The sequence below is a fragment of the Listeria floridensis FSL S10-1187 genome (assembly GCF_000525875.1).
Classification (GTDB): domain Bacteria; phylum Bacillota; class Bacilli; order Lactobacillales; family Listeriaceae; genus Listeria; species Listeria floridensis.
Window position 1 is genome coordinate 44,465 of the sequence record NZ_AODF01000039.1, and the last position, 15,747, is coordinate 60,211.

The 15,747-nt window shown below is 42.6% G+C and carries 12 protein-coding genes and 3 pseudogenes; all 15 read right to left on the reverse strand.

Going from position 1 to position 15,747, the window contains the following annotated elements; genetic code table 11:
* Positions 1–123: 123 nt before the first annotated feature.
* Complete coding sequence (locus MFLO_RS12645) at positions 124–1,590, reverse strand: catalase (protein ID WP_036098379.1); 1,467 nt, start codon at positions 1,588–1,590, stop codon at positions 124–126.
* A gap of 181 nt (positions 1,591–1,771) precedes the next feature.
* A complete protein-coding gene (locus MFLO_RS12650; protein ID WP_036098380.1) occupies positions 1,772–1,972 on the reverse strand; it encodes a DUF951 domain-containing protein in 201 nt (66 codons plus the stop codon).
* A gap of 24 nt (positions 1,973–1,996) precedes the next feature.
* The gene (locus MFLO_RS12655) at positions 1,997–2,845 is read right to left on the reverse strand and encodes a ParB/RepB/Spo0J family partition protein (RefSeq protein WP_036098381.1); all 849 of its coding nucleotides are present in this window, start codon (positions 2,843–2,845) and stop codon (positions 1,997–1,999) included.
* A pseudogene (locus MFLO_RS12660) lies at positions 2,838–3,600 on the reverse strand (ParA family protein). The gene MFLO_RS12655 and the pseudogene MFLO_RS12660 overlap by 8 nt, the downstream one beginning before the upstream one ends.
* 229 nt (positions 3,601–3,829) lie before the next feature.
* Positions 3,830–4,552, reverse strand: a complete 723-nt coding sequence (locus MFLO_RS12665) for a helix-turn-helix domain-containing protein (protein WP_036098382.1) — start codon at positions 4,550–4,552, stop codon at positions 3,830–3,832.
* 122 nt (positions 4,553–4,674) lie between these two features.
* Positions 4,675–4,980 (reverse strand): hypothetical protein, encoded by a 306-nt coding sequence (locus MFLO_RS12670; RefSeq protein WP_036098384.1) that lies wholly within the window; start codon positions 4,978–4,980, stop codon positions 4,675–4,677.
* 18 nt (positions 4,981–4,998) lie between these two features.
* The gene (gene noc / locus MFLO_RS12675) at positions 4,999–5,850 is read right to left on the reverse strand and encodes a nucleoid occlusion protein (RefSeq protein ID WP_036098399.1); all 852 of its coding nucleotides are present in this window, start codon (positions 5,848–5,850) and stop codon (positions 4,999–5,001) included.
* Between the two features lie 79 nt (positions 5,851–5,929).
* A complete protein-coding gene (rsmG, locus tag MFLO_RS12680) occupies positions 5,930–6,646 on the reverse strand; it encodes a 16S rRNA (guanine(527)-N(7))-methyltransferase RsmG (protein WP_036098385.1) in 717 nt (238 codons plus the stop codon).
* A 13-nt stretch (positions 6,647–6,659) separates the two neighbouring features.
* Positions 6,660–8,546 (reverse strand): tRNA uridine-5-carboxymethylaminomethyl(34) synthesis enzyme MnmG, encoded by a 1,887-nt coding sequence (gene mnmG / locus MFLO_RS12685; protein ID WP_036098386.1) that lies wholly within the window; start codon positions 8,544–8,546, stop codon positions 6,660–6,662.
* An 18-nt stretch (positions 8,547–8,564) separates the two neighbouring features.
* Positions 8,565–9,938 (reverse strand): tRNA uridine-5-carboxymethylaminomethyl(34) synthesis GTPase MnmE, encoded by a 1,374-nt coding sequence (gene mnmE, locus MFLO_RS12690; RefSeq protein WP_036098387.1) that lies wholly within the window; start codon positions 9,936–9,938, stop codon positions 8,565–8,567.
* A 245-nt stretch (positions 9,939–10,183) separates the two neighbouring features.
* Positions 10,184–11,431: a DUF1015 domain-containing protein gene (locus MFLO_RS12695; RefSeq protein ID WP_036098388.1), complete on the reverse strand. Its 1,248-nt coding sequence runs from the start codon at positions 11,429–11,431 to the stop codon at positions 10,184–10,186.
* Between the two features lie 77 nt (positions 11,432–11,508).
* Positions 11,509–12,693 carry a phosphoglycerate dehydrogenase gene (locus tag MFLO_RS12700; RefSeq protein ID WP_036098389.1) on the reverse strand — a complete coding sequence of 395 codons (1,185 nt, stop codon included), beginning with the start codon at positions 12,691–12,693 and terminating at the stop codon, positions 11,509–11,511.
* Positions 12,686–13,775 (reverse strand): annotated as a pseudogene (gene serC, locus MFLO_RS12705) (3-phosphoserine/phosphohydroxythreonine transaminase). The gene MFLO_RS12700 and the pseudogene serC overlap by 8 nt, the downstream one beginning before the upstream one ends.
* A gap of 267 nt (positions 13,776–14,042) precedes the next feature.
* Positions 14,043–15,203: pseudogene (locus tag MFLO_RS12710) on the reverse strand (MFS transporter).
* An 11-nt stretch (positions 15,204–15,214) separates the two neighbouring features.
* On the reverse strand, positions 15,215–15,637 hold the full coding sequence (locus MFLO_RS12715; RefSeq protein WP_036098390.1) for a MarR family winged helix-turn-helix transcriptional regulator: 423 nt from the start codon (positions 15,635–15,637) through the stop codon (positions 15,215–15,217).
* Positions 15,638–15,747 lie beyond the last annotated feature (110 nt).

Here is a 15,747-nt window from a genome sequence, read left to right on the forward strand (position 1 = left end):
TTTTCAAATAACTCCTTTTCGTTTTAATCGAATCAAATCACTAAGAACTATTATAAAGCTTTTTTATGTAAAAAACCACCATCTAAAAAACCTGCCCCCGTAAATGGGGAGCAGGTTTTCAAATTATTTTAAATCAGAGATGTACTTGTCGAGCTCGATACCCGTCTTAGCAGCTACTTGCTCTGCAAATACTGGCTCGACTTGATAGAAATTCCGCAAGTTTCTAATTTTAATTTCTTCACGGACATTTGCCCAATCATCCGCAATATTTTTCACAAGCGCTTTTTGTTCTGCCTCTGAATAGCGTTTCCATACCTCGCGTGCATGACCGAAATTATTAGGCTTTTCAGCAATAAGGCGCCCAGCAATATCTCCGCGAATTTCTTGTTCAGGTTCAATGAACTTGGCATTTTCTTTTGGTTCAGACTCATAACTGTTCGGCTCGTAGTTTATAGAGCTTGTTTGCTGTTTAAACGGCATTGCCCCATCACGTTGATTATTTGCAACTGGTGTTTTAGGCTGATTCACAGGCAACTGTAGGTAATTTGGTCCAATCCGGTGCCGCTGTGTATCTGAATAAGAGAACAAGCGCCCTTGCAACAGCCGATCTTCTGACGGTAACATCCCACGTACAAGCACGCCCGGATTAAAGCCCACCGATTCGGTTTCCGAGAAAATATTTTCCGGATTACCTGTCAAAGTCATTGTCCCCACCAGCTCATATGGAATAACATCTTCAAACCAGTCTTTTGTAGCATCGAGCGGATTGAAATCAAATTTATCAAGATCAGCCGGATCAAGCACTTGAACATACAGATCCCACTCCGGATAGTTTCCATCTGCAATGGCTTCATGCAAGTCGCGCGTCGCATGATTAAATTCCTTTGCTTGAATTTGTGAGGCTTGGTCAGTCGACAAATTGACAATACCTGCTTTTGGCTGCCAGCGAAGCTTCACATAGACCGTCTTTCCTTCCTCATTAATCCATTTAAAAGCATGGACGCTCGAACCCCGCATTTGGCGATATGATGCAGGAATCCCTTCGTCGCTGAACAAATAAGTAATCATTGTCGTCGCTTCCGGTGTTAAACTAAAGTAATCCCAGTAACGATTCGGATCTTGAATATTTGTTGTCGGATCTGGTTTAAGTGAATGAATAACATCTGGAAACTTGATTGCGTCGCGAATAAAGAAGACTGGTAAATTATTCCCAACAAAATCAAAATTCCCTTCTTCTGTGTAGAATTTTACAGAAAAGCCACGCGGATCACGAAGCGTTTCGGGAGAATGCAACCCATGAATAACCGTAGAAAACCTCACAAAAACTTCTGTTTCTTGCCCTTCTTCTTGTAAAAAATGCGCCATAGTATACTTCTTCATACTGTTTTTCACAACAAATTTACCATGTGCTCCAACGCCGCGTGCATGGACAACTCGTTCCGGTACCCGTTCCCGGTCAAAGTGTGCTAATTTTTCAATGAGCTGATAGTCTTCAAGCAGTGTTGGTCCTTTTAAGCCAGCCGTCATTGAATTTTGGTTATCTCCGATAGGTGCACCTTGGTTTGTTGTTAAATTTTTCTTCTCCGTCATCTCTTTTCCCTCCATCTGTATATTTTTTCACTTAATATTAATTATTAAATGATATCTATTATGGTAAAGCAAACCAAGTATAACTTCAAACCATTGGCCTCTTAAATTCGCAAAATAATTCACAAATCCTTCTATGCAAACAAAAGACCTAGCCAGTATCACATTGACTAGGTCTTTCTAATTATTCATTCTCGCTTTTTAAAATTATCCGCTTCATTTTCCGTTCAAACTCACGTCGCGGAATCAAAACACTATGCCCGCATCCCTCGCACTTGATCCGAATATCCATCCCCATTCTAATAATACGAAATCGATTCGTCCCGCATGGATGTGGCTTTTTCATTTCAACAATATCATTCAATTCAAATTTTTTATTTTCCATACTCTTCCTCTTCACAAATCTTATTTAGTCATCAAATTGAATATCTAAAATATCTAAAATCCGATCCAAGTCGTCATCCGAAAGGAATTCAATCTCAATCTTGCCTTTTTTATTATTGCGCTTAATAGAAACAGCAGTTCCAAACTTATCGCGCAATTGATTTTCACTTTCACGGATAAATACCGGTACTTTCTTCGGCTTTTTTGTTTCACGTGAAACATCTTCATTAATATCTGTTACAAGTTTCTCTAGTTGTCGAACGGTTAATCCGTCTTTGATGGTTTTCTTAGCCAGCGGCACAATATTTTTCTTTTGCTTAAGTGCAAGAAGCGCCCGCGCATGGCCAGCTGAGAGGGCACCTTCTCGAATGAAGTCTTGTACTTCTTCGGGAAGAGATAGCAAACGGATGAAGTTAGCCACATAAGGACGACTTTTTCCAACTCGTTCAGCGAGTTTACTTTGTGTAAGCTTTAAATTCTTCATCAGAAAATTATAGGATTCCGCTTCTTCAAGCGGAGATAAATCTTCACGTTGTAAGTTTTCAATCACCGACAGTTCCATCATTTCACGGTCATCCATCTTGCGGACAACTGCAGGAATTTCGCTCAATCCTGCCTTAGCTGAAGCCCGACAGCGCCGCTCTCCAACTACGATTTCATAACCGTCTTTCTTTTCCCGTAAAATAACAGGTTGCAACACTCCGTGTAGCTTAATTGAATCTGTCAGCTCTTGGATGGCTTTTTCATCAAAAGTCTTCCGCGGCTGAAACGGATTTGCAGCAATTTTGTCGAGTGCAATACTTACTACTGTCTCTTCATCTGTATCCACCGTATTGAATAGAGCATTTATTCCTTTTCCAAGACCTTTAGCCATGAGCAATCACTTCCTTAGCTAATTCTAAATAAACTTCGGCTCCTTTTGACTTTGGATCGTATAGCAAAATAGGTTTACCGTGACTTGGCGCCTCACTTAAGCGGATATTCCGCGGGATAATAGTATCAAATACTTTATTTTGAAAGTATTTTTTCACTTCATCAATAACTTGAATTCCCAAATTCGTTCGGGCATCAAGCATTGTAAGCAATACTCCTTCAATTTGCAGCTCTGAATTCAATTGTTTTTGCACAATTCGAATCGTATTAAGCAGCTGACTCAAACCTTCCAGCGCATAATACTCACATTGAACTGGAATCAAAACTGAATCTGAGGCCGTAAGTGCATTTAATGTAAGCAGGCCTAGTGATGGCGGACAATCAATAATGATATAATCATAGTCATCCTTGACTGTATCAATCGCTCTCTTTAAGCGTAGCTCCCGCGAAATCGCCGGTACAAGCTCTACTTCAGCCCCTGCAAGTTGGATCGTTGCAGGAATAACATCTAAATTATCTAACTCTGTTCGTTGACATACATCTTTTAAAGGAACATCATCAACCAGCACATTATATATGCAGTTTTCAATTTCTCCCTTATTAATACCGACGCCACTAGAGGCATTCCCTTGAGGATCAATGTCTACTAGCAAGACCTTTTTTTCCCAAAAAAGCAAGGCTAGAGCTAAGATTAACGGAAGAAGTTGTTTTTCCTACCCCGCCTTTTTGATTTGCAAGTGCAATAATTTTGGTCAATTTTTTCACCAGCCCTTATTAAGTTCCTGATCTCTCAGTTCTATAAATTCTATTCTACCAAAACTTTTCGAATCCGTCTCATAAAAAAGCAAAATTTTTTCTTTTTACTTAAAAAAAAAGTGTTTCACGTGAAACATTTTTAGTAAAACGTTGCTTTAAATTAAAAATCTCCGCTAAATTTAGATTTTTATCTAAACGTAGCAGAGATTTTGTTTGTGGGTCTTTTGGCTTATTTGGCACTGATGTTAATTTTTACTTCTAACACAGAACAGGCCTTTTGATACATTCGGAAAGTTAAATCTGGATCTCCCGCTTCAATGCGTTCTATGATTGTTGGTGATAAATCCGTTTTTAACGCTAAATCAAGCTGGGACCATTTTTTCGTGATTCGCTTTGCCACAATAACACGGGCAAGTACTGCCGAAAAACTTTCTAAGTAATGCGTCATTCCATCATTTTTCCACGCCAACTCTTTCAGCGATTCAAAACTATAGTTATCCTGACCGATGCTTAAATCAGCATTTACACGACTAAGAAAAATTCGTTTTGCTTCCTCACGATAAGCCCCCATTTGATCAGTAAATGGATTTTTATCTTTAAAGTATCCTTTGATAAAGCAATAGTACGTCTCCATTTCGGAAAATGCTGTGAAATAAATTAAACGGCAGTTCTTATCTTTGAAGTGAAGTTTTAATTCATGTAGCGGCTGATCAATTGATGTTTCCACTCGCGTCGACTGTAGCGAGTATGCTTGACTCTTGCCAATCGTCAGGTGAATATCTGGCGCAACTTGTTTCCCCGTACTTAATTTGCGAGTTTCAGCCTGTTCGAGTTCTAGCATTCCTTGTAACAAAAGTGTTGCCATCAGCGGTTGATTTTGTATTAAATCTTGTATAAAGTCATAAGCTTGGAACTGTTCTTCCTCATCTTTCACAAAAATAATTTTAGCCATGACTATCCGCCCCCTCTCCTCATCTTTTTTCCATCTACTTTAATTTTACTTGGTTTAGTAAATTTTTGCATCCTTTATACCCAAATTGTAATAAAAAAACAATCTTCTCAATGAAGATTGCTTTAGTTCGTATTTTTATCCAACTGTTTTGCTTTTTTATACCAGCCGTAGATTTGTTTGATCAGCCAAAAAGCATATGCAAAGGCAATCAAGTACATTAGATAACCGGCACCAGCCGTAAGCACAGCTCTCATATTACTGATCTCAGCAGCAGCACTGCTCGACATCAGCGGATAGATGAAAAAAATCACCATGCGCTGAGGCTGCAAACTTAGAAGTGCGGTTGTAATAGACGAGACAAAAGAAGGCAAAATCATCGCTGAGCAAGCAATACCAACGATATGCCAAAGAATTTTCAGTATCTTCATTCGAGGAAGCTCCTTCTGCTATTTATTTTTAGGAATTTGGATCGTAATTTCATAAAAATCATCGGATTCTGTTTCGCTCATTTTCAAGTCTGTTCCGCTTTTTTGCACAAGCGAAACCGATTCTTTGATCGTATTCAGCGCGATGCGAACATCTTTACTCACTAACTTGATCTTAGATCGTTTTTTAGGTGGTTCTTGTTCTTTTGTTAAAAAATCGCGAATCAAGCTATCCGTTTGTTTCACATTCAAATGGTCTTCCTTTATTTTGTTTAAAAACTTTAACTGCTCCGGCTCTCCGTCAAGCGCTAAGAGCGATCTGGCATGCCGTTCTGAGATATCCTTCGCAAGTACAGCTTCTTGAATTGGTTTCGGCAACTTTAAAAGACGCAACTTATTCGCAATCGCAGACTGGCTTTTGCCAACTTGCTTTGCAAGCGCTTCTTGTGTCACTCCGTTCATCTCAAGCAAGCTCTGGTAAGCTGCAGCTTCTTCAATCGGGGTTAGCTGTTCCCTTTGCAAATTTTCAATTAAAGCAATAGCCGCAGAAGCATCATCGCTAAAGTCTTGGACAATCGCAGGAATCACAGGAAGTTTTAAGTGAGAAGCCGCTCGGTAACGCCTTTCGCCAGCAATGATTTCATAGCCGCCCTCTTCAAGTTTGCGAACCACAATCGGTTGAATAATCCCATGAATTTTAATCGTTTCCGCAAGTTCTTCAATTTTTTCTTGGTTGAAAATTGTTCGAGGCTGAAACTGGTTTGGCACAATTTGATCCAATGCAATTTCCTCAACATGCTGTTTCAGCTGATCTTCCGCTACTTGTTCATCATTATTGTTTTTATCTTTTTTTCCAAAAAGTGAAAAAGCCATGAAGTATCGTCCTTTCCCAGTTTCTTTCACATCATTTAATATCCTTCTCTCATTTTAGCAGAAATAGGAAAGAAAAACATTATTCAATCGGTTGTTTATTCGGAGTTCCCGCTTTACGCGGATATTTATTAGGCGTTTCCTTTGTTTTTTCAATGATATACAGATTGCGCTCGCTATTTTCAATTGGCAGTTGGAATGCATAATGTTCTTTTACTTTTCCACCAAACAGCGTAATAGCTTTCTTCGCCGTATCAAGCTCTTGCTCAGCTTGTTGCGCCTTCATCGCAACAAAGACACCGCCTTTTTTCACAAGCGGCATGCAAAGCTCTGCTAGCACACTCATGCGCGCTACTGCGCGAGCAGTAACAAGCGAATACTTTTCACGATGCGCTTTATTCTGACCGAAAGTTTCAGCCCGGTCATGATAGAAGTGAACTTGCTCAAGTTCTAGTTCGGCTGCAAGGTGGTTTAGGAACGTAATGCGTTTCTGTAATGAGTCAACGATGCTGACCTCAAGGTGCGGGAAACAAATTTTTAAGGGAATACTCGGAAAGCCTGCACCCGCACCTACGTCGCAAATGGTGTCAAATTCGTCAAACGACACGTAGAAGGCCGCGGAGACGGAATCGTAAAAGTGTTTCAAATAAACGCCTTCAAGGTCTGTTATCGCAGTTAAATTCATTTTTTCATTCCATTCCACAAGCAGCTCAAAGTAACGCTTAAATTGCTTCATTTGCTTGTCGTTAAGCTGAATGCCCTCTTCCGCTAGCTTCGCTCGAAATTCTTCTGGCTTCATCTCGTCTTTTCCCTCACTTTACTTTTGCTATTTTCCCTTGCTCGATGTATACAAGCAGAATCGAAATATCCGCAGGGTTTACCCCGCTAATGCGGCTTGCTTGCGCGATCGAAAGCGGCTCGATTTTTTTCAGTTTCTCAACAGCTTCTGTTGCTAGTCCAAAAATCGCATCATAATCAATTCTTTCAGGAATTTTTTTATCTTCCATCCGCTTCATTTTTTCTACTTGCTGATAGGCTTTTTCAATATAACCTTCATATTTAATTTGAATCTCCACTTGTTCCTCAATGTCCCAAGTCAAAGATGTTTCACGTGAAACAATTTGTTTAATTTTATCATATGTCATCTCAGGACGACGTAAGAAATCTGCAGCAAGTACGCCATCTTTTAGCTCAGCTGATCCAAGTTCGCGTAGCATCGCTTGAACCTCTTCTGTCGGTTTAATCCGCGTTGTTTCTAGACGTCGTTTTTCCATTTCGATTGCTTCTTTTTTCGCTAAGAAGCGCGCGTAGCGTTCATCGCTGATCAGCCCGATTTCATGTCCGATTTCCGTTAAGCGCAAATCTGCATTGTCATGACGCAACAGCAAACGATATTCAGCACGCGAAGTAAGCAAGCGATAAGGTTCCTCAGTACCCTTTGTCACAAGATCATCAATTAAAACACCGATATAAGCTTGATCGCGCCCAAGTACGATTGGTTCTTTCCCTTGAACCTTGCGACAAGCATTAATTCCCGCCATAAGCCCTTGACCTGCAGCCTCTTCGTATCCGCTCGTTCCATTGATCTGCCCTGCTGTGTAAAGACCTGGAATTCGTTTTGTTTCAAGCGACGGCCACAGCTGATCTGGCATCACAGCATCATATTCGATTGCATAGCCAACCCGCATCATTTCTACATTTTCAAGCCCTGGAATCGTCCGGAGCATTTTTTCCTGCACATCTTCCGGCAAACTCGTCGAAAGTCCTTGCACGTATACCTCTTCCGTATTGCGTCCTTCTGGCTCAAGGAAAATTTGGTGACGTGGTTTATCGCTGAAGCGGACAATTTTATCCTCTATCGACGGACAATAACGCGCTCCCGTGCCTTTTTTCGTCGCCGTGAACATTGGTGACCGACTCAAATTCGCATTAATAATGTCATGTGTCGCCTCGTTCGTATACGTCAGCCAGCATGGCAGTTGCTCAAGTAGCATCTCTGTTGTTTCATAACTGAATGCACGCGGATTTTCATCGCCCGGTTGAATTTCAGATTTCGAATAGTCAATCGAACTTGATTTTACACGCGGCGGTGTTCCAGTTTTAAAGCGGCGCAGTTCGAATCCAAGTTCTTCCAAGTGCTCAGAGAGCTTTACAGAAGGCTGTTGGTTATTTGGTCCACTTGAGTAGCGTAAATCGCCGACAATGATTTCACCACGCGAAAACGTGCCAGTTGTAAGCACCACTGTCTCTGCCGTGTATGCCGCACCACTGTTCGTAATGACCCCGCGGCAGACGCCGTCCTCGATGATAAGTCGGTCGACCAAGCCTTGTTTGAGTGTAATGTTTTCTTCTTTTTCAATGGTATGCTTCATTTCATGTTGATAATCCCATTTATCCGATTGCGCGCGCAGCGCGCGCACAGCAGGACCTTTGCCGGTATTGAGCATCCGCATTTGCACATACGTTTTGTCGGTATTGCGTCCCATTTCGCCGCCGAGAGCATCAATCTCGCGCACGACTACCCCTTTTGCTGGACCTCCAACAGAAGGATTACAAGGCATAAATGCCACCATATCTAAATTAATCGTAAGCATGAGTGTCTTTGCGCCCATCCGGCCGCTTGCAAGGCCTGCTTCAACGCCAGCGTGACCTGCACCGACGACAATCACATCATAGTGACCCGCTTCATACATTTGCATGATATCGTTCCATCTCCTTTATTTTCCAAGACAAAATTGATTAAACAGCTGATCGAGCAATTCATCTTGCACCGAATCGCCAGTAATTTCTCCAAGTAAATCCCACGCTCGCGTCATGTCAATCTGCACAATATCAACCGGCATTCCGGCTTCAACTCCTTCAATTACCGCATCAAGTGCATCGCTTGCTTGGTGAAGAAGCGCGATATGGCGCACATTCGATACATACGTCGCATCGCCCGCGTCAATTTCCCCTGTGAAAAAGAGCCGCCGAATCGCTTCCTCGAGTTCCGTTATTCCTCCGTCAGTGAGCATCGAAGTTTCCACTACCGGATTTTGTCCCGCGAGTTCCGCCACTTCCGCAACATCAAGCTTGCGCTCCAAATCCGTTTTATTCAGCACAACGACAAAACGCTGACCACGCGCCGCTTCAAACAACGCCCGATCTTCATCCGATAACACTTCATTTTGGTTTAATACAAGCAGAATAAAATCCGCTTCAGAAAGCGCCTTACGCGACCGTTCAACGCCGATTTTCTCGACAATATCTTCCGTTTCGCGAATCCCTGCCGTATCAATCAAACGAAGCGGTACACCGCGTACATTGACATATTCTTCAATAATATCCCGTGTCGTTCCAGCAATATCCGTCACAATGGCCTTTTCCTCTTGAATCAGCTGGTTTAAGAGCGAAGATTTTCCAACATTCGGCCGCCCGATAATTGCCGTAGCAAGCCCTTCTCGCAAAATTTTTCCTTGCTGAGCCGTTTCAAGCAGCTGAGCGACCGAAGCCTTCACAAGTTGTGTCTTTTCCACGAGCATTTTTTGCGTCATTTCTTCCACATCATCATATTCCGGATAATCAATGTTCACTTCCACCTGCGCGAGCGCGTCCAAAATCTCCTGCCGCAAATTGCGAATCAGCCGTGACAAATTGCCGTCCATTTGCTTGAGCGCAACCCCCATCGCACGGTCGGTTTTCGCCCGAATCAAGTCCATCACCGCTTCCGCTTGAGACAAATCAATTCGTCCGTTTAAAAAAGCGCGCTTAGTGAACTCACCCGGTTCAGCAAGCCTGGCGCCGCGTCTTAAAATTAGCTGCAAAACCCGGTTCACCGCAACAATCCCGCCGTGGCAGTTGATCTCCACCACATCTTCACGCGTAAACGTGCGCGGAGCCTTCATGACAGAGGCCATTACTTCCTCAATAACCTCATCATTTTCCTTAATATGCCCATAATGAATCGTATGACTTGCTGCATCCGCAAGCGAATTTTTGGCATAAAAAATACGATCCGCTATCTGAATCGCTTCATCACCGCTTAAACGAATAATAGCAATGGCTCCTTCGCCAGGCGGTGTTGAGATAGCAGCAATAGTATCAAAATCCATTCTTGTTCCCACCTTTCTAAATGTAAGCCAAATAAGCCCGGCTTAGAAATGTCCGAATAAATTTTTTGCGACCACACAACATTTCGCTCCGCTTTGACCAAAGCTTATGTCATTTAATAGCATTATTTAGTTATCCACAAAATTTATATTCCTTATTTTAACTTATTCACATGTGGATAACAACCGTTTTTTCTTTTTATCCACAAAAAAGTGCGCCTCCCTCGTTCAAGGTCAGCGCAACAAATTTATTTCGTTTCCAGTTCATGAACAAACAACCCGCTTAGAAGCTTCGGTTCAAACCACGTTGATTTCGGCGGCATAATTTTACCCGCATCTGCCACATCAAGCAACTGTTCCATACTCGGCGGATACAGTGCAAAAGCGGCATTAAATTTACCGCTGTCGACAAGCCGCTCGAGTTCCCCAAGACCGCGAATCCCGCCAACAAAATCAATCCGACTATCGCGGCGTACATCCTCAATTCCAAACAGCGGCGAAAGCACCTGCTCTTGCAAAATCGACACATCAAGCTGCCCGATTACATCCGCCGGAATACTCGCCTCACGTGCCCGAAGCCCATACCAATTCCCATCCAAATAAAGTCCAAATTCATGCGGCTCACTTGGCTTAAAGGGCTCCTTTTGCGGCGGAGTCAGCTCAAAACTCCCCTGAAGCTTCTTTAAGAAATCATCCGGAAGTTCCACGTTAACCACCCGGTTGTAATCCAAGATTTCCAGTTCATCCGCCGGAAATAACACCGAAAGAAAATAATCAAATTCCTGCTCTTCCGCCCCATTCCCATCCAGATGCGCTTTCCGGCGCGCAAGCCCAACTTTAACTGCCGATTCCGTCCGGTGATGTCCATCCGCAATATAAAGCGCAGGAACCGCTTCAAAGGCCGCACTAATTTCTTCCGCCAAATCCGCATCGATGATCCGCCAAACCCGGTGTCGCACTTCATAAAAACTTGTGAAATCATATAGCGCCGCATTCTCTTTCGCATAATCGTGTAGCTTTTCATCCAGCTGCTGAAGTCCGCGATACGTCAGAAAAATCGGGCTCGTATTCGCATCACAAGCATCAATATGGCGAATCCGGTCTAACTCTTTTTCTTCACGCGTAAGCTCATGCTTCTTGATCGCTCCATTAATATAATCGTCAACCGTCGTCACACAAACCAGCCCGAGTTGCGAGCGCCCTGCCGAAGTCAGTTCATACAAATAAAAACCCGCTTTCGCTTCCTTTTTCAACCAATTATTTTGTAAAAACTCCTGCAAATTTGTTCGCGCTTGCTCGTAAACCTGGTCTGCATACGGTGACACCGTCTTCGGCAAATCAATTTCTGCTTTGTCGATATGTAAAAATGAATAGCGGTTTTTCTCTCCCAGTTCGCGCGCTTCTTCGCTCGAAAGCACATCATATGGCAACGATGCTACTTCACTCGCCAAATTTTCTTCTGGCCGTACTGCCTTAAATGGCCTCACTTTTACCATCTCAATCCCTCCCTTTACCAATTAAACGGGCATAAAAATTTGCATCTTTATGCCCGATTATTTCCCAGGAAATAAATTTATACAGTTACACCGAGCGGCTCAATGACCCGCACACGTAAAATCCCGTCAAGCGCTTCAAGATCCCGCTTAATCGCCTCTAGGTTGACGAGCTCGCTTTGTTCTAAATCTAAGAGTGTATAGGCATAATCGCCACGGCTCCGATTCGTTAAATCCAAGATATTTACATCATGATTCGCTACAAGCGTCGTAACTTGTCCTACGGTATTCGGCACATTACGGTGGCAAACTCCGATTCTTGGATGACCATTATAGGGCATTTCAACATTTGGATAGTTCACAGAGTTTTTGATCGTGCCTGTTTCTAAATACGATTGCAATTCACGGGCAGCCATAATCGAACAATTGATTTCCGCTTCCTCTGTCGACGCACCGAGATGCGGCAATACGCGCACATGATTCGTTTTTAACAGTCGATCAGATGCAAAATCCGTCACATAAAGTCGCAACCGTCCACCATCAAGCGCTTCTGCCATCGCTTCCTCATCCACTAGTTCCCCACGTGAAAAATTGAGCAGCACCGCATTAGACTGCATTAAAAGCAAAGTTTCAGGATTGAACATTTGGCGCGTATTATCACGTAATGGCACGTGGACACTGATATAATCGCAAGTTGTCAAAATTTCTTCCAGTGTATCGGCTCGCTTTACATCCGTCGAAATTTTCCAAGCCGTATCCACTGAAACATAAGGATCAAAACCGCTGACTTCCATGCCAATCGCCGCAGCATCATTCGCAACAAGCGCTCCAATAGCACCTAGACCGATAATGCCCAACTTTTTACCGAGAAGCTCCGTGCCTGAAAAGGCCTTCTTGCCCGCCTCGACTTTCGTAGCAATATCGTCTCCCTCAATCTTTCTCACCCATTCGCTTCCTTCGATAATCGGCCTTGCTGACATAAACAAACTTGCAAGCACAAGTTCTTTCACCGCATTCGCATTCGCCCCGGGGGTATTAAATACGACAATCCCTTGTTCCGAGCAAGTATCGAGCGGAATATTATTTACTCCCGCCCCAGCACGTGCAATCGCCTTAAGCGACTTTGGAAACTCATAATCATGCAAGCTGTAGCTCCGCAACAAAAGTCCATCCGGATCTACATTTTCGTCCACTCTGTATTTCTCGCGATTGAAGCTCTCGAGTCCTTCCTCCGCAATCGCATTCAGTGTTTCAATATTAAACATGAACTTCTCCCCCTTTATATTTGAGCGCAAACTCATCCATAAACGCCATCAAAGCCTCGACCCCTTCAATCGGAAAGGCATTGTACAAACTTGCCCGCATTCCTCCAACCAAGCGATGCCCTTTCAAATTGACGAAGCCTTTCCCCTCTGCTTCTTCCAAAAAGAGCCGATCGAGTGCTGCATCACCAGTTTGAAACGGAATATTTGTAAGCGAACGACAAAAACGCTCGACTGGTGAAGAAAAAACGGTCGAACGATCTAAATACTCATAAAGCAAGCCTGCCTTCGCGCGGTTCTGCTTTTCAACAGCTGCAACTCCACCTTGAGTTTTGATCCACTCTAAAACAAGTTTTGCCACGTAAATCGCAAAAGTCGGAGGCGTATTATAAAGCGAATCATTTTTTGCCTGTACCGCATAGTCTAGCATCGCCGGTAGCTTTTCAACTTGACCGATCAAATCGTCACGTACAATAACAATCGTAAGTCCTGCTGGACCAATATTTTTTTGCGCACCGGCATAGATTAATCCAAAATCACTAACCTTATAAACACTCGATAAAATATTAGAGGACATGTCTGCCACAAGCGGGATTTCTTTTGTTTGCGGTACATCAAAAATCGCTGTCCCTTCGATTGTATTATTTGTCGTGATATGCAAATAAGCCGAATCTTTCGGGACATCAGGAATTTCAGGAATATAGCTGAAATTTTTATCGACTGATGAAGCAATGATTTCGACATCTGTAAGCTTTTCGGCTTCTTCAATTGCTTTTTTTTGACCACGATCCCGTGTGAACAAACGAAACTTTTTTATTCGGTGCAAGATTCATCGGAACCATTGTAAATTGCAAGCTCGCTCCGCCTTGCAGAAAAAGCACCTTGTAGTTGTCCGGGATCATCATCAGTTCACGAAGCAGCCGTTCGGCTTCATCTCTGATATCTTCAAATAAACTCGATCTGTGACTCAGCTCCATTACTGACATTCCCGAATTTTTATAGGATAGAAGTTCCCTTTGTACTTGTTCTAGGACAGGCACCGGAAGAATTGCCGGACCTGCTGAGAAGTTATATACCCGTTCCACTCATCATCTCTCCTGTTCCCCATTCATTTTTCTAATCCAACAAACCACCGATAAGGCTGCTTTTCTCCCTTTTGCAAGATCATTTTAACGGTGAGATATGAGCTTTTTCTGTTCAATCCTCCCTCCACTTTGTGAATTTAGACACAATTTTTAAAATAAATTGAAAAAACTAATCTTTTATACTTTTGTATATTATAACAGATACCCTTTATTTTTAAAGGAAAAGCCCTCCATTTGGCGGTTATTTCCAAAAAAAAGAAACGCCTGTTAAAGAACAGGACGTTTCGTTTCTTTTTTTCGACCAAATTTCACAAAATAAATAATAAGAAATAAAACCAGTGCTAAAATGGCAGAACGATACATCAGTGCGTAATTGGAATAGGTTGCAACAATACTCAAGCCAAAACTTCCGATTGCCATTCCGATATCCATACCTGACAAGAATGTGCCGTTTGCCGCACCTTTATTTTCTGGGGCTGCTCGGTCGACTGTAAGCGCTTGAAGGCAGGTTGTGTCATTCCGTATCCTAATCCAAAGAAAAGTGCCGCACAAAAGAGCGTGACGGCTCCTGTCGCAAATGAAAGCAGCAACATGCCGATCGCCATTGCAAGAACACCTGGAACAATGACGACGAAGTGTCCCTTTGTATCATATAGCCGTCCGGCAAAGAGGCGGCTTATGAGAATTGTAATGGCTTGGCCGAGAAAGTAAATCCACGTATTATCGACATGAATTTCTGTTCCATAGACCATCATGAATGTCTGAATTCCGCCAAGGGGGATTGCCATTAACAAGCATAAAAAGGCGGGCAGCATTGCCGTTTTCTCAAACAGCTTGATTTTACCTGTTCGTTTTACTTTTTTTTTGTTTAATCCGCACCTTGAGCATTAATAGAAATGTTGCTGCTAAAATAACGAGCGCAAAGGTAATCAGCGTATTGAAGGAAAAATGATTCATAATCAAAATGGCAATAACTGGGGCAAGCGACATGCCAAGTGCTGTCGTCAAACCATAAAAGCCGATCCCTTCACCCGTTTTATTCGGCGGTACAATCGCAGATACACCCGTTGCAATCGAAGTTGTACTAATTCCCCAGCCTGCGCCTTGAACAAATCTGACGGCAAGCAGTGCAATAACGGCTGTGGATACATAAAAACTCGCCGTCGTCACAATCAAAATTAAAAACCCTATCAAAATCAGGATTTTCGAACCGAAACGATCATTCCAACTTCCCGAAACTGAGCGCATCAAAAGTGCTACAACAGAAAACATTCCAACTGCAAGGCTTGCTTCAACTTGTGACCCGCCAAGCTCAATAATCCGTGTCGGAAGTGTAGGCATAAAAACCATAAAACCAACATAAAGGAAAATGCTTCCAATCAATAAAAATACATAATCTTTCGTCCATAACTTTGTTCTCTCTTCCAAAAAATCCCTTCTCACTCAATATTTTTCTCGATACGATTCAATAGCTCAGCAAATTTCGTCAAGTCCATCGCACTGAAGCCCGTAAACATTTTCGAGCAGGCTTGTTCCACCTTACCACGCAAAAGTTCCGTCAAATCTGCTCCAGCAGTCGTCAGATGAAGAAGCGTTTTGCGGCGATCTTGTGCATCCGTATTACGAATCACGAGTTTTTTTCGCAACAATACGTCAATAATACGATTAATCGTCGGCGCGTCTTTTTCAGCAAACTCAGCAAGCTGCTTCTGCGAAATTGGTGCTTTTTGCTCGATAATATTTAAAACTGTCCACTGTTCGGGTGTAACTTGGTACTCTGCCAAACTTCTGGACAGAAACAGATGCATTTTCTTGGCAACGTTAGTCGTTTGAAAGGAAAACTCATCATATTTTTGTCTCATTAGAATTTCACACCTCCAATTAATTGCATTGACAATTATTGTTACAACAATTATATAGCTGATTTTTAAAAAAAAAAAGTCAAAAAAAAAATCGGAGATGAACAGTGTGG

Coding starts and splice junctions, on each gene's coding strand:
- MFLO_RS12715 (WP_036098390.1), bottom strand. CDS start 15,637: ATGAGACAAAAATATGATGAGTTTTCCTTTCAAACGACTAACGTTGCC.
- mnmG (WP_036098386.1), bottom strand. CDS start 8,546: ATGCAAATGTATGAAGCGGGTCACTATGATGTGATTGTCGTCGGTGCA.
- MFLO_RS12670 (WP_036098384.1), bottom strand. CDS start 4,980: ATGAAGATACTGAAAATTCTTTGGCATATCGTTGGTATTGCTTGCTCA.
- mnmE (WP_036098387.1), bottom strand. CDS start 9,938: ATGGATTTTGATACTATTGCTGCTATCTCAACACCGCCTGGCGAAGGA.
- MFLO_RS12700 (WP_036098389.1), bottom strand. CDS start 12,693: ATGTTTAATATTGAAACACTGAATGCGATTGCGGAGGAAGGACTCGAG.
- rsmG (WP_036098385.1), bottom strand. CDS start 6,646: ATGAAGCCAGAAGAATTTCGAGCGAAGCTAGCGGAAGAGGGCATTCAG.
- noc (WP_036098399.1), bottom strand. CDS start 5,850: ATGGCTTTTTCACTTTTTGGAAAAAAAGATAAAAACAATAATGATGAA.
- MFLO_RS12665 (WP_036098382.1), bottom strand. CDS start 4,552: ATGGCTAAAATTATTTTTGTGAAAGATGAGGAAGAACAGTTCCAAGCT.
- MFLO_RS12655 (WP_036098381.1), bottom strand. CDS start 2,845: ATGGCTAAAGGTCTTGGAAAAGGAATAAATGCTCTATTCAATACGGTG.
- MFLO_RS12645 (WP_036098379.1), bottom strand. CDS start 1,590: ATGACGGAGAAGAAAAATTTAACAACAAACCAAGGTGCACCTATCGGA.
- MFLO_RS12650 (WP_036098380.1), bottom strand. CDS start 1,972: ATGGAAAATAAAAAATTTGAATTGAATGATATTGTTGAAATGAAAAAG.
- MFLO_RS12695 (WP_036098388.1), bottom strand. CDS start 11,431: ATGGTAAAAGTGAGGCCATTTAAGGCAGTACGGCCAGAAGAAAATTTG.